This is a genomic window from Bacteriovorax sp. Seq25_V, assembly GCF_000447795.1.
In the GTDB taxonomy this organism is placed as follows: domain Bacteria; phylum Bdellovibrionota; class Bacteriovoracia; order Bacteriovoracales; family Bacteriovoracaceae; genus Halobacteriovorax_A.
On record NZ_AUNI01000011.1, the window covers coordinates 178025 to 193199 of the forward strand.

Consider the following 15175-nt stretch of genomic DNA (forward strand, 5'->3'; position numbering starts at 1 on the left):
ATGAAATTTTATCCTTACTTGCTATCTCTAACTTTAACACTCAATTCATTCGCATCTTTAGAGAAGTCCAGCCTGTTTATTGATGGAAAGGGACATAGTGATCAAGTAAAGATTATTATTGGTGAAGAATTAAAGTATAGCTATCCGCTGAATGTTGTGAATCAACTACTTAGTGAAGGGGAGAAAGAAGCATTCGATAAGATTGCAACAGATAGTGATGTATTCGATTTTTATGGCCTAAATTCTTTAGAGGCAGAAAAACCTGTAGAGAAAAATTATCATAATTTTTTAAAAACCTATAGCTCATATGATCAACAATTAGAAAATTATTCTAACGCAAATATCTCTCAAGGTCTTAATCGTGCTTTTAAAGGTGGTGTTGTTGTTTTAACTACTGTTGCTGCTGCCGGAGCAACTGTTGGCTCGATGGGGGTGTTGACTCCTGTCGCGGTAGCTGCTGCTGGTTATGTCGCAACAGAGATGTCTGATCAGTTTTATGAAAATGCGCAAAAGGCTACTAAGGAAGAAATGATTAACCAGCTTGGTGCTGTTTTAAAAACAGTTGTAGATGAAGAAGCTCTGTATTTGTTGGCCGATCTTACCCCTGATAGCTTAAGAGAAATAGATGAAAGATTTCAATTACAAGATTATCTTAATACTTTGAAGGTGTGTGATAATTGTGATCCTCAAAAAGAGGCGCATCTTAGAAATGCTATGGTTACTAATTTGTCCAATATCGTAAAAGGTAACACAAAAGACTTAATGCAATTAAAGCAATCGATTAATAACCTAAGTGATAATGTTGAGGAAAATAAAGAGAATATCGTCGCAATTGGTAATCGTCTTAATAGCTTTGGGAAAGGATTAGAGAGTTTTGGTCGAAATCTAGTAAATCTTCAGGAAGAGATGGGTGTTGGTCAGCGAGAAATTAATAATAAACTGAGTAAAATGACTGGCGCCATAGAAGAGAATACGAAATCAATTGGTCAAAACAAAAAGCTTATTTTAGAAAATCAAAAAGATCTAAAATTTGTTAAAGACTTTATGTTCAGCCAAATGTCTCCGGCACAAAAATTAATGGCCTTAAAAAGTGGGGCCTATGGTAATAATATGCTGGAGGATAAGAAGGAGCTACTACTTAAGCAATTAAAGTTTCAAACAGATGTAGGAGACTTTTTGAACGGTGCTCGTCAAATTAGTCAAATAGCATCAAATCTAGGGATCAATCTTGGTAAATTTGATAATGCAATAAATATTGGAACTTCAGCTTTTAATGCAGCGACAAAATTACTGTCACCAAGTCCTGACTTCTTAGGAGCCGCGGTGGCTATTACTGGAATTTTCGGGCAAAGAAGAGATGTTAACGGAATAAGGCATGAACAAATAATGAGGTCATTGGGCATTATTAATAAAAAACTTGATGTAGTTTTGGAAAATCAAATAAAAATTTTAAAAGGGCAGGAAGAAATTCTTAAGAGTTTAGAATTAATTAGTCGTCAGATTCATGAATCGACTAATATTTTATACGATAAAGTAGAATTAGTCAGACTAGATGTAAAAGATAATAAAGCTGGAATCAAAGAGGGGCTTAGAACACCTCTGGTCGCTTGTAATGCTTTTATTTCAAATCTTAATAATGTATTGAACGAACCTTTGAGTGTCAGCCCTATAATGGCAAGGCATCAGCAATTTAAAACTCGTAGAACACAATTTGACAAATGTAGAGCTATTTCTGAGATACTTAGTAAATATAAACAGGATAGTTTATTTTCTGTTTTGCTAAGTAAAACATATGAAAATCTTGATGAAGATGATGTAAAAAATAAATATGTTAAAGAGTTATATCAGCCACTTGTAAAGTATTTTCAGGAGCTCGCAGATAGTGAGGAGATGTTCGAAAGATTCTTTACTTTAGGATTAGTTTCAATTGATGATCCCATAACACTGTCTAGATATTCTAAGCTTATAACAGAAAATAACCATTATCAGAGAGTTCTTTCAGGTAAAGAGTGGCAGGGCTATGATAGACGATTGGAGTTGGGAAAACTATTAAATAACCCTTTGTCTCAAAAAGCTGTGGTTGAAGTTTCAAAAATTACTAACCAAATATTCACTTACTTTGATCTTACTTATAATGGTGACTTTCCTAAGAATTTAGAGGAGCTTTTAAGTATCTCAGGAAGTGGTAAAAACTCTTTGGGGTATGAATCGTTACAGCATATAAATGTTTTGTTACAAACTGTTAGCGTACAAATGAATCTTCTGACAGGTCAAATATTATTACCTCTCATGTATAAACATCTTAATGCAGGAACGAAGCTCGATACTATACAGAAAATTTTAGACAAATCTGAAGTAATTAAGGACAATTTTTTAGCTTATTTTGTAACTAATAAGATGTATGAAAAATCAGGGATTTCATATTATTCAGAGCTAAGAGGATCTTCACCTTTTGAAAGAGCTATTGAAATAAGGAAAGATTTTCTTGTAGAGGAAAGCTTGAATATTTCTGAGAGTAATCATCTAAAAGTTATCTGTGGAGATAGTTGTGTTTTAAAGGTCGGAGACGATACTAGTAGTTTTAATATTGAGCTAAAAAGTTTAAAAGATCGAAATAATTTAACTAAACTACAGCAACATCCGAGTTCTAAAGAGATTTTAGGTTGGTTACAAATTACCAAGGAAAACATGTTCGGTTATACTTATGAAAAGTCAATTGAGGCTGAAGAGGGGATGCCCGCTTCAAGTATGTATCGATATATGATTTATAATTCTGCTCGGTCATTACCTCGAGTTAATTCAAGAGCTTTTGAACGAAATTATATTCATTCTTTATCAAACTTTTAGTACTGAATTTTAAAATATTTGTGCTTTATGTATGATGAGAATCTCCAGAGAGAAGATTGGTCAGTAAGAGAACAATAGAGTATCTCCTCGATGGGCGGTATTTTATCTAATCCTCTATTTTTGTTATTTCTTTCTTTATCGTTTATTAGATGTCAACAGTGGGGGATGTGTTTAAATCTTCTTGATTCTCTTTAATCGTGGCTGTATAGAATTATTCAGTGAAAAGCAAAAAGAAAAATCTTAAACTACAATATCAACAACTGCATGCCGAGGCCATTAAGAATGGTGAAGACTACTATCGTGATCCGGTGACTGGTGGGATTGTCTCTACAGAAGTCCGTCTTAAGCGAATGAGAAAGTGTTGTAAGGATGGTTGCCGACATTGTCCATGGGGCTTTAAAAAAAGAAGTTAATAATCCATTATCTTTTGAAACTATCTCGATTTTGCAATTCGTTTTGTCGAATTAGGGTATTGAAAAATGTGAAGTGACGGAGACAATGGTTGGAATTCTATTTATTGTTTTAAGGTCACCTGTATATGTCGTCTGATTTTGTAAAAAACAAATCATTGTCTATTTTACTTTGCTTATTATTTTTTAGTTCAATGCTTGGTGCTACGGTTTTGATTTTTAGACCAGCAGATTTAACTGTCCACAAAAAATTGAAAGAGATCAATCAACAAGCCTACTCAAGTGCTAAGCTTCGAAACTTGGCAAGATTCTTTAATGATGAAGACGTTTGTAGAAATACTTTAAATACAATTGGACCACTTTCTGCTACGCATGTAATAAAAGAAATTAGAGGTGTTAAAAATGAAATAATTCCTGTTGAAGAATTAGGAGAGATCGTGTTGACTAACATTAACCTTTCTCCTTCAAATAAGACGACTCATTTATACGGTCATGCTGCCTTGAGAATTTCTCTAAAGAACTCCATCCAGCGAGTATATCAAGTTTATATCGAAACAACTTATTTAAGAAAAGTTGTAAAATGTTTCACTGAGGAGTAGACGAAATCTGGTGTAAGGTGATTGTCGAGATATAGACATGGTTTTCATCTCCATTTTCAATTTCTTCTTGTTTAGGGCTGTATAATATTTCCTTTACTTTGTTCCAGTGTAACTTTGTAAGCTCTTCAAGATCGTTTTTTTGTGATGTTGTTAGGTTTGCAATAGTCATTTTTACAATATTTTGATTAGAGTCAAAGAAACAATTATCAATATTCTTATGTTCATTTATATAATCAAATACATAGTGATGGATTGAGTTCTGTTCATCGTTACTAGGATGACGTTGTACCGATTTTTTTGTTATATATTTATTACCTTCAATATCAAGCAGTGAAAATTGTAGTGCTTTTGTAAGCAGGAAGTTTATCTCTTCTCTGCTGACTCTCAGGGCCTTCATCATAAGTTCATCATTGTGCACTTCTAGGTCCTTATATGCTTTAGTGCATACAAGGGGCGGGAGTAGTAGGCTTTGTGGATATTGCTCTGTAAAGTTTTGAATATCTATCTCTGATGAGGACAATTCCTTAAATTCTTCAGGGATCTTTTTACCATCTAAGATATCTAAGACAAAATTAGATAGTAGAAAAAGTAGATTTTGGACTATGTCCAAAACATGCTCAAGTAGTACAACCGTTCGCCCCGATCTTAAGTTTAAAAGTTGTGCCGCTGATAGGTTTAAGCTTCCTTGAATAAATTCATTTGAAAAGTTTTTAGTGAGTTCATTAAAAAGAAAAGTTCCGTTGGAAATGTCTCCCTTAACTTTTAGATATTTATTGTTCAATGTGGAAGTATCTACTTTTAGGAGGCTAATTAGCTTATAGAAATCCTCCCATGAGATTTTTGTTTTTCCTGACTCCCAGCGGTAGGCTTGATTAAAGGTATAGCCGAAGTATTCGTTTATCTGGCCTTGAGTTACATCGGCCCTTAAAGTTTTTAAAATTAGTTTTGCGATTTCTGATGTTGTCATGCTGGTTACATACCATAGTGGACTAAATAAATAAATTAATAGAGTGAAAATAGTTTTTGTGTTGCATTATCTTAAAGAGAGTCACGATGTTAGAGAAATAATCATTTATGACATGTGCACCTTATGATAGAGTATTTGCATATTAGAATTATTATTAATGAGTGCGTCATAAACGACGTAATAGGTTTGGGTAAGTTATGAGTTTATACACAGATTATTTAAAAGAAATTGAAGAAAGAAAAAAACAAGATCTAAGACCAAAGCCAATTGATGGGGCTGAATTAACAAAAGAGATTATTGCTCAAATTAAAGATGCAAATCACGAGCACAGAAAAGATTCTCTAAACTTTTTTATCTATAACATTATTCCAGGTACAACTAGTGCGGCTGAAGAGAAAGCTGAGTTCTTGAAAGAAATTATTCTTGGAAAAGCAGCTGTTGCTGAAATTTCAACTGAGTTTGCATTTGAATTACTTTCTCATATGAAAGGTGGACGTTCTATTGGTGTACTTCTCGATCTTGCTCTTGGTGAAAATGCAGAGATTGCTAAGGCGGCAGGTGATGTTTTAAAAACTCAGGTCTTCTTATATGACGCTGATACAGCAAGATTAAAAAAGGCATTTGATGCTGGAAACGCAGTCGCTAAAGATGTAATCGAAAGCTACGCGAAAGCAGAATTTTTTACAAATCTTCCAGCTGTTGAAGAAGAGATTAAAGTTGTAACTTTTGTTGCTGGTGAAGGTGATATTTCGACTGACTTACTTTCTCCAGGTAATCAAGCTCACTCTCGTTCAGATAGAGAGCTCCATGGAAAATGTATGATTTCTGAAGAAGCACAAAAGGAGATCGTTGCTCTTCAAAAACAACACCCAGACAAGAGAGTGATGCTTGTTGCTGAAAAAGGTACAATGGGTGTGGGTTCTTCGAGAATGTCTGGTGTTAACAACGTTGCACTTTGGACAGGAAAGCAAGCAAGTCCATACGTTCCGTTTATTAATATTGCACCAATCGTTGGTGGGACAAATGGAATTTCGCCTATCTTCTTAACTACAGTTGACGTTACTGGTGGGATTGGAATCGATCTTAAAAACTGGAAGAAGAAAGTTGATGCTGATGGCAAGCCAGTTCTAAATGAAGCAGGTGAGCCGGTTCTTGAGCAGGTTTATTCTGTAGAGACAGGTACAGTTTTCACAATTAATACAAAAACTAAGAAGCTTTATAATGGGGATAAAGAATTAATCGATATTTCTAAAGCTCTTACTCCACAAAAGCTTGAGTCAATTAAAGCTGGTGGATCATATGCAGTAGTATTTGGTAAAAAGCTTCAAACATTTGCAGCAATGGCTCTTGGACAAGAGCTGAAATCTGCATTTGCTCCTTCAAAAGAAATTTCTCATGAAGGTCAAGGTCTTACTGCTGTTGAAAAAATCTTCAACAGAAATGCGGTAGGAGTTAAAGAAGGTAAAGTTCTTCATGCTGGAAGTGACGTTAGAGTAAAAGTTAATATCGTAGGTTCTCAAGATACAACGGGTCTTATGACTTGCCAGGAACTTGAGTCAATGGCCGCTACAACAATTGCTTCTAATATCGATGGTGCATACCAATCAGGATGTCACACAGCTTCTGTATGGGATGCAAAAGCTCAAGCGAATATTCCTAAGCTTATGTCTTTTATGCACAAGTTTGGTTTGATTACAGGAAGATCTCCTGAGAAGAAATACCCTGCGATGACTGACGTTATTCACAAGGTATTAAATGACATTACAATTGATGACTGGGCCATCATTATCGGTGGAGACTCTCACACAAGAATGTCAAAAGGTGTAGCCTTTGGTGCTGACTCTGGGACAGTAGCTCTTGCTCTTGCAACAGGTGAAGCTGAAATGCCAATTCCTGAATCTGTAAAAGTTACTTTCAAAGGAACTCTTAAAGATCATATGGACTTTAGAGATGTTGTACACGCGACTCAAGCTCAAATGCTTAAGAAATTTGGTGATAACGTATTCCAAGGACGTATTATTGAAGTACATATTGGAACTCTTCTTTCTGACCAGGCATTCGTATTTACTGACTGGACAGCAGAAATGAAAGCAAAAGCTTCAATCTGTATCTCAAATGAAGAAACTCTAATTAAGTCTCTTGAGATTGCTAGAGATAGAATTCAAATCATGATTGATAAGGGTATGGATAACGAAGCTAAAGTTCTTCAAGGGCTTGTTGATAAGGCAAATGCTAGAATCAATGAAATCAACACTGGTTCTAGACCTCCACTTAAGCCAGATGCAAATGCGAAGTACTTTGCAGAGTTTACGGTAGATCTTGATCAAATCGTTGAGCCAATGATTGCTGACCCAGATGTTAACAACGAAGATGTATCGAAGAGATATACTCACGATACGATCAGACCAATTTCTTACTACGGTGGAGAGAAGAAAGTTGACCTTGGATTCATTGGATCATGTATGGTTCACAAAGGTGATATGAAAGTTCTTTCTCAGATGTTGAAGAATATCGAAAAAGACCAAGGTAAGGTTGAGTTCAAAGCACCACTTGTTGTTGCTCCTCCAACTTACAATATCATTGATGAGTTAAAGAAAGAAGGTGATTGGGAAATCCTACAAAAGTATGCAGGATTTGAATTTGACGATGCAAACCCAAAGTCTGACGCGAGAAAGAAATACGACAATATGATGTATCTTGAAAGACCAGGTTGTAACCTTTGTATGGGGAACCAAGAAAAAGCTGAAAAAGGTGACACGGTAATGGCCACTTCAACTCGTCTTTTCCAAGGAAGAGTTGTTGAGGATACTGATGAGAAAAAAGGGGAGTCACTTCTTGCTTCTACTCCAGTTGTTATTCTTTCGACAATCTTAGGAAGAACACCAAATATGGATGAGTATTTAAAAGCAGTAGATGGAATTGTTCTTACTTCTTATGCGCCACCATTAAAGTAACGTAAAAAAAATTGAATATCATAAAGCCGGCCCTTGTGCCGGTTTTTTAGTTCCAGGGCTAGACTAGAGCGCGCCCAGAGTGTTAAATTATAGACTATGACTGAAAACAAAAACGAAAAAAACATGCGTCCAAAACAGGACATTCCATCAATCCTTGATCGCGTATCTCGCCCAAAGAAGGCCGTGATTACTGCGGGTATGCCTTATGCAAACGGACCTGTTCACTTAGGTCACCTTGCGGGAGCTCACGTTCCTGCGGATATTTATGCGAGATGGGTAAAACTTCTTATTGGGCAAGAAAATGTTCTTTTTGTCTGTGGGACAGATGACCATGGCTCAACAAGTGAAGTTGCCGCTAAGAAATTGGGGAAGACGACTCAGGAATTCATCGAAGAAGTTCATGCAAAGCAATCTCAAACAATGCAGAGATATTCAATTGGACTTGATACTTACACAGGAACATCTCGTGAAGAGAATTTTGAGGCCCACAAGGAGCTGTGCCAGGATTTCCTACGTAAGATGCATGCAAATGATATGCTTGAGAGAAAAACAAGTAAGCAGTGGTTTGATCCATCTCTAAGTATGTTCCTACCTGATCGTTATGTTCAAGGTCAGTGTCCAAATCAGAATTGTACCAATATGGCAGCTTACAGTGATGACTGTGATGTGTGTGGAATGCAGTATGATCCAAGTGAACTTATTAATCCAAAGAGTACGCTAAGTGATGCAACACCTGTGTTAAAAGATACTGATCATTGGTATTTAAATATGTGGAAGGTAACTGATCAATTGATTGAATGGTTATCGACAAAAGAGAAAACATGGAGAAAATCTATCCTTCAAGAAGTTTTTGGGACAGTTTATCCTTCTGTTGTTTTCTCAAATAAGTCTGAGCCGCTTTATAAAGAAATTAAAGATAGTCTTCCGGCCCATAAGAGTCGTTATGCTCCAGGAAAGCAAGTTCTCGTACAATTAAATTCTCTTAAAGATCTTGAAGTGACGATGAAGCTTCTAACTGAAAAGGGTATTGAGTGCACTTTAAATAACGGTTGGGCAAAACGCTCGATCACAAGAGATGTATCTTGGGGAATTCCTGTTCCAACAGATATTGAGCCGGGAATGGAAGGTAAAACTCTTTACGTATGGCCAGAATCTTTAATTGCTCCAATTTCTTTTTCTAAAGTCGCTCTTAAAAAGAAAGGTTTATCAGAAGATAAGTACAAAGACTTTTGGTGCGACCCAGAAGCAAAGGTTTTTCAATTTCTTGGAACAGATAACGTATTTTTCTATGTTCTTATGCAAGGAAGTATGTGGTTTGGAGTTCAGGCCGACCCAATGAGACAGCCAATAGCTGGAGAGTTACAACAGACAGATATCTTCAGTAACTTTCACCTGCAGATAAATGGTGAAAAGATGAGTAAGTCCAAAGGGAACTTCTACACAGGAGATCAGCTAGTTGATGAGATGGGATACACTCCAGATCAACTTAGATACTTCTTATCGACACTCAGTTTATCAGAAAAAGCTTCTAACTTTGACTTTGAGGTCTTTAAAAATAAGAACCAGTTCTTAGCTGGTCCACTAAATGCCTCGTTTGAAAAACCAATTTCTGCATGTCATTCGAAATTTGGCTCAATTGTAAAAAAAGGAAAGCTAATTGGTAAAACAGAAGCTGAAACTTTAAAAGTTGTTCAGTCTTATGTACGCTTTATGGAAAGAGCTGAATATCCAAAGGCCCTAGGAGCAGTTGAAAACTATGCTCGTATTGTAAATGGATTATTCAATCAGTATAAGCCACATGATGATAGGTTCCCTGAAGAAGAGAGAGTGGATGCTCTTTATTCAAGTTTTTATATCTTAAAGAATCTTGTCGTAATGCTTTCTCCATTTGTTCCAGAGACAATGGAGAAGCTAAGAAAATCTCTAAACCTTCCTGAGTCGATTTACTCAATCGATTCATTAAAGGATGAATTTCCTGCAGACCATAAAATTGGTGAGCAGGTTGAATTTTTTCCTGGAGCAAGTTCAGAAGAATAATAAAAAAGGAGCTTCGAGCTCCTTTTTTATTTTATATAGACGTAAAATAGTTTTTGAAAATATAATCAATTGAGTGGTTTTCTTAAAATTATTTTCTTAATTATTTACTACCATACTCCGCTAAAAATTCTGTCGTGATTTTATGAGTTTAGCTCTGTTACTAACATTACTTTGTGGTCCTTATTTCTCTGATATTTTTTAGTCTAGGTATTCGGTAAGTGTTTTTAATTGTGTGTAACTTTTGTCTATTGTTTATATTCGATAATTTACAAAGTTTTAACATGTTTATTCTTAAGCTGGTGTTAGTCTCGACGATGAGAATAGTAATTAATTAACGCAATAAGAAGGGTGATGTATGAAGAAATTTAGCTTTAAGTTTAAGATACTATCTCTATGTTTGTTTCTGTGCTCTGTCAGTATTGTAATTAGCGTGATTTCATATAGGGGTTTGAACCTTATCCATGAAAAAAGTGATGTTGTGACTGAAAATGTCTTACCGCGAATGGAAATTGTCAATTCTATGGCATTGAATTACAGAAGAATTAGGATTGAATTAAGAACCCTTGGGCTTAAAGGATTAACACTTGATCAAAAAGCTGCTGCGATAAACGAGTCAATCAAGGCCATTGCTAAATACAAAGAGCAATCATCTAAGCTTGATCAAGTTGAAATGAGTGTCGAGGAGAGGAAGCAAGTTTCTGCTTTAGCAAAGAAATGGAATAATTTTGAGAATATTGGTAAAGAAGCCATCGCTCTTGCACAAAAAAACGACGAGACTTCTATTACGAGATTGATGAATATATTCTTAAAAGATTGTCCCGAGGCTGCTTCTGCCTACCGAGAGGTCATGGATAAGCTTCTAAATTACTACTCTAATAAATTGCAAGAAACTAAAAAGAAATCAACAGATATGATTAATAATATTGAGTTGCTGATTCTCTTAGTTTCCATGATTGGAATTATTCTTGGTTTTTTTATAGCAGTTTATTTCTCTAATCGTATGGCAAAATCTATTGAGGAGATATCTAAGTCTTTAAGAGAAAGTTCTTTGAAGTTTAATGATGGAGCCAAACTTATTGCGAAGTCTGCAGATGATCTCTCTAGTTCTTCTGTCTCACAGTTAAGCTCTCTACAGCAAACATCTGTGGCAATTGAAGAAATTAGTGCAATGGTTCAGCTCACTTCTACTAACAGTGAAAGCTCAATGAGCATTGCTAGTAGTTCACTTGCCAATGTTGAAAATGGGAAGAAAATTGTCGGAAAAATGATTGAGTCAATGGATATGATTAACAAGCATAACGATGAAATTATTGAAAAGATAACAAGTAATAATAAACAAATGTCAGATATCGTCGATTTAATTGAGGAAATAAATGAGAAGACAAAAGTTATTAACGATATCGTTTTTCAAACTAAGCTTCTATCATTCAACGCTTCTGTTGAAGCAGCAAGAGCCGGTGAGGCCGGAAAAGGTTTTGCCGTCGTAGCTGAAGAGGTCGGAAAGCTTGCCCAGATAAGTGGAACTGCTGCAACCGAGATTGAGACTATGCTTGATAATAGTACAAAAAAAGTTGAAATGATCGCCAAATCCACAGAGGAAGAAATGCTGAGTTTGATTGGAAGGGCTAAGGAGACTGTTGATATGGGGAGTTCTACTTCTCTTGAATGTCAGAGGATACTTGAGGACATCTTTTCATCTATTAGCCGAGTTACAGAATCAGCAACGGAAATATCAACAGCTACTCAGGAGCAGGCGAAAGGATTATTTGAGGTTAAAGATGCTGTGAAGACCCTTGATGAATCCACTGAAAGAAATACAAACGTTGCAAAATCGTCTTTAACTCTATCAAAGAATCTTGAGAGTCAATCACAAGAGCTTAATCACCTTATACTTGAGCTTAGTGAACTTATGTATGGTGATAAAGCCGCATAAGCTTAATCTTAAAAGGCAGTGTCTTTTTTGATACTGTCTTATTTTTTTAAACCACAGTATTTATTGATATATATTTTTCTTCCAATAGAGTGTAAAATTTTTAGCCTATTTTTCATTCACTTTACACCTTACTATACTGGGGTATAGTATATGAGAGGGGGTGTTATGGCGCATTTGCAGCAAGATATGAAGAAAATTATAACAAGAATAAGAAAGATAAAGGGACAACTTGAAGCTGTCGAAAGAGCGATTGAAGAGGGGAAGGATTGCTATTCTGTGCTACAAACACTTTCAGCATGTCGCGGTGGAATGAATGGTCTTATGGGCTCTTTAATGGAAGACCATATTAAAGAACATATTATGACGAATCCGCAAAACCCTAAAACATCCCAAGATAAGTCAGCTTTAGAATTAATCACTTTAATGAAAACGTATTGGAAGTAAAGTATGTCAGTTGAAAAATACACTCACTCTCATGACTATGTAATGAGAGATAGTAAAATTGGAAGTAATGAAAAGAAAACTGCTCTTGTCGTGATATTAACTTTTGTGACAATGATTGCAGAGATAACTTATGGTCATATCACAGGATCTATGGCGCTTTTAGCAGATGGCTGGCATATGGCAAGTCATGTTGGAGCACTGGGAATATCGTTGGTTGCATACCGTTTAGCACGCTCAGAAAAGCTCAATCAAAGATTTTCTTTTGGAGCAGGGAAATTTATTCCACTTGGAGGATATACAAGTGCTTTAATGCTTGGTCTTGTTGCCATTTTTATGGGCTATGAGTCTCTACATCGTGTTTTAAATCCTGTGGATATCAATTTTTCAACGGCCATTGGTGTTTCTGTCTTGGGCCTGATTGTTAATCTTGTTAGTGCAATTTTACTGTGGGATTCTCACGATCATCACCATGGTCACGATCACCATCATCATCACGATGACTGCGCTCACGGTCACGGCTATGATCATGATGACGAGCATGTCCATGATCATAACCATAAAAGTGCACTTATTCATGTTATTGCTGATGCATTTACCTCTGTACTTGCAATTGTTGCATTGATCACTGGGAAATATCTGGGGTGGAACTGGGCCGATCCGGCGATGGGAATTGTTGGCTCTGTTGTAATTTTAAAATGGGCCTATGGGCTTTGTCGTGCAACTTTATGGGAGTTATTAGATGGAAACTCTAAACTGATTAAAAAAGAAGATGTTCTAAATCTCTTTGAGGATGATGTTCATGTGGAAGTGACAGATCTTCATATTTGGAGAATTGCGCCAAATGCACATGCTTGTGAGCTTATGGTTTATAGTAAAGTTGCTCAAGGAAGTGAGTTTTATAGAAGTAAGATTTTGGCAAAGTTTGATATCGAGCATCTCATTATCGAAGAAAGAACCTAGGTTCTTAGTGGGATTTTGTTTATTTTGTTAGATTTCTAACAAATGATTTCATTCTTTTGACGAATACATCTGTTGAAAGTAAAAAGGGGTTCACACGAAATTGAGGGCTCCATGAAATTACTTAAGCTTACATTCTTATCTCTTTTATTTTCTGCCAACTCGAAGTCAATTGCCATGGATAAAATGATTTACGGTGAAGACGGAAGATTTGAAGTTGATAGCTTCTATGTTTATCCATATAGAGAAATGGCAAAAGCGGTAGCCGGAAGGGTAAAGAAAAATATCATTTGGAAGCGTGGTGAAAAGTATAATTTCGAATATCTTAACTTAAAAATGCAAGGCTTAAGTCCTCTTATGCCTTTTACAACTCAAGCAACTTTAACTGACTGTACTGGTTTTCTTGTCGCTGATGATATCATGGTCACTGCTGGACATTGTGTTGTTGATCAGGCGGACTGTGAAGACAGTCTTTGGATTTTTGATTTTGACCATAAAGTTGCTTCCAAAAAATCATTTAGCGAAAAGAATACAGTAGGCTGTAAAGAGATCATTAATAAGCAAGAAGTTAATAATGAGGAAGTCTACATTGATTATGCTATTCTTCGTTTAACCAGAAAAATGACAGATAGAAAGCCTTTAAAGTTTAGAGAGCAGGGGACAGTTGAGAAGCTTTCTTCTCTTGTCATGATTGGTCATCCGCTAGGTCTTCCAATGAAAGTAACAAAAGGGGCCAATGTATGGCACACGGATGAAGAATGGGTTTTCACTGCTAATCTCGATGCTTTCGGTGGGAATTCTGGTTCTCCAGTTATTAATGAAAGCACTGGCCTCGTGGAAGGAATTCTCGTACGTGGAGGAGAAGATTTTACAGATACAGAAGATGGTTTAGCTACCGCCAATATTTGCGCAGTAAATAATACAGAAGAGATTTGTACGATTGGTGAAGAAGTTACAAGAATCACTAAGCTTGGTTTACCTGAATTACTAAACAAAGCAAGAAATCAATAGAGATAAGAGCAACGAAAATAGAATAATAATAATATATTTCGTTGCTTGCAAACGAAGTCTTGAACTTCCTAGGGTCCAGACTAAGAATAGTTTTGATATATAGGATGATAGTATTGATATCGCGAGCAAGTTATTTAAAGCAAAGATATCAATACTTTTGAGTTCAAACATTTGAATATTCGCAATGATAGAACCGTGAACTTCAAATAGAGAAACGATTGAAGTTACCAGGTAGATACCATTCTCCCCAAAGATGCTTTCGCTCACTTTAGAAAGAGAAATTATTAGCACTATAAAGACGGCAAGCTGAATAGTTTGAAGAATACTAAAGTCTGATGTCTGTTCTTGTTCTTCTCGGTTTCCTCGCTTCTTATACTGAAGATAGATAATAACTAATGTAGCAATAATTGGTCCAGAAAAGAGAATTAGTGTCCTAAAGCTAAAATTACTAGTACCTGTAATAACTAAAGTTACGGCCTCAAGTAACATTGCAATTGATGACGTTAAAACTCCAAGCAGTTCTGGTGTTGAATTATACTTGTGACGATGGCGGCTCTTTCTTGAAAGCGATGCTGTCGTAAGTGTGCTTGAAATAATTCCGCCAATAAATCCTGTGACAATAGTCCCATTCTTAGCACCTAGAAACCCTGCTAGTGCCATCCCGATAACTTGAAAAACAGTTAGCGCAAGAATCATTGAAATAATTTTTTTAGGGCTAAGGAGATTCCAAGGGTCAATTGGTGCTTCTTGAACAAATGAGATTAGACCAACAAGTACAACTAACGCAAGAATAGGCTTATGCCATTTACTGACAAGGCTCTGTAGTTTTGATTGAGATGTATTGTTGCTGTGACTAGATGATAGCATGAGAGAAATTATATATTGGTAGTGATATAAAAACAATTTAAACTGCTCCAGCGAAATGGGGATAATTTATTTATTATAGAAGTCATTTTTTGAATTGAATAAAAAAATACCCCTTAAATTTAAGGGACTTATATATTATGAATCTTGGC

At 35.9% G+C, this 15175-nt stretch carries 11 protein-coding genes; 9 read left to right on the forward strand and 2 right to left on the reverse strand.

Annotation, left to right across the window (positions count from 1 at the left end; genetic code table 11):
* The 3 genes from M900_RS05930 to M900_RS05935 all read left to right on the forward strand — a co-directional run bounded on the left by M900_RS05930 (window position 1) and on the right by M900_RS05935 (window position 3856).
* A complete protein-coding gene (locus M900_RS05930; RefSeq protein ID WP_021273923.1) occupies window positions 1–2847 on the forward strand; it encodes a hypothetical protein in 2847 nt (948 codons plus the stop codon).
* 218 nt (window positions 2848–3065) lie between these two features.
* Complete coding sequence (locus tag M900_RS17545) at window positions 3066–3260, forward strand: DUF5522 domain-containing protein (RefSeq protein ID WP_021273892.1); 195 nt, start codon at window positions 3066–3068, stop codon at window positions 3258–3260.
* Between the two features lie 125 nt (window positions 3261–3385).
* Complete coding sequence (locus M900_RS05935) at window positions 3386–3856, forward strand: hypothetical protein (protein WP_034731578.1); 471 nt, start codon at window positions 3386–3388, stop codon at window positions 3854–3856.
* Here M900_RS05935 and M900_RS05940 read toward each other — a convergent pair.
* A complete protein-coding gene (locus M900_RS05940) occupies window positions 3843–4823 on the reverse strand; it encodes a helix-turn-helix transcriptional regulator (protein ID WP_021273799.1) in 981 nt (326 codons plus the stop codon). The genes M900_RS05935 and M900_RS05940 overlap by 14 nt on opposite strands.
* A 197-nt stretch (window positions 4824–5020) precedes the next feature.
* On the opposite strand from M900_RS05940, the gene M900_RS05945 reads away from it, so the two are divergent.
* From M900_RS05945 to M900_RS05970, 6 genes are all read left to right on the forward strand, one after another.
* Window positions 5021–7777: a bifunctional aconitate hydratase 2/2-methylisocitrate dehydratase gene (locus tag M900_RS05945; protein ID WP_021273924.1), complete on the forward strand. Its 2757-nt coding sequence runs from the start codon at window positions 5021–5023 to the stop codon at window positions 7775–7777.
* Window positions 7778–7873: 96 nt separating this feature from the next.
* Window positions 7874–9814: a methionine--tRNA ligase gene (locus M900_RS05950; RefSeq protein WP_094742618.1), complete on the forward strand. Its 1941-nt coding sequence runs from the start codon at window positions 7874–7876 to the stop codon at window positions 9812–9814.
* Between the two features lie 355 nt (window positions 9815–10169).
* Window positions 10170–11747 (forward strand): methyl-accepting chemotaxis protein, encoded by a 1578-nt coding sequence (locus M900_RS05955; protein WP_084703482.1) that lies wholly within the window; start codon window positions 10170–10172, stop codon window positions 11745–11747.
* A gap of 165 nt (window positions 11748–11912) precedes the next feature.
* On the forward strand, window positions 11913–12191 hold the full coding sequence (locus M900_RS05960; RefSeq protein ID WP_034731655.1) for a metal/formaldehyde-sensitive transcriptional repressor: 279 nt from the start codon (window positions 11913–11915) through the stop codon (window positions 12189–12191).
* Between the two features lie 3 nt (window positions 12192–12194).
* A complete protein-coding gene (dmeF, locus tag M900_RS05965) occupies window positions 12195–13151 on the forward strand; it encodes a CDF family Co(II)/Ni(II) efflux transporter DmeF (RefSeq protein WP_021273921.1) in 957 nt (318 codons plus the stop codon).
* A 111-nt stretch (window positions 13152–13262) separates the two neighbouring features.
* Window positions 13263–14159 (forward strand): serine protease, encoded by an 897-nt coding sequence (locus M900_RS05970; RefSeq protein WP_021273833.1) that lies wholly within the window; start codon window positions 13263–13265, stop codon window positions 14157–14159.
* Here the strand turns inward: M900_RS05970 and M900_RS05975 are convergent.
* A complete protein-coding gene (locus tag M900_RS05975; protein WP_021273918.1) occupies window positions 14136–15026 on the reverse strand; it encodes a DUF4010 domain-containing protein in 891 nt (296 codons plus the stop codon). The genes M900_RS05970 and M900_RS05975 overlap by 24 nt on opposite strands.
* Window positions 15027–15175: the final 149 nt, after the last annotated feature.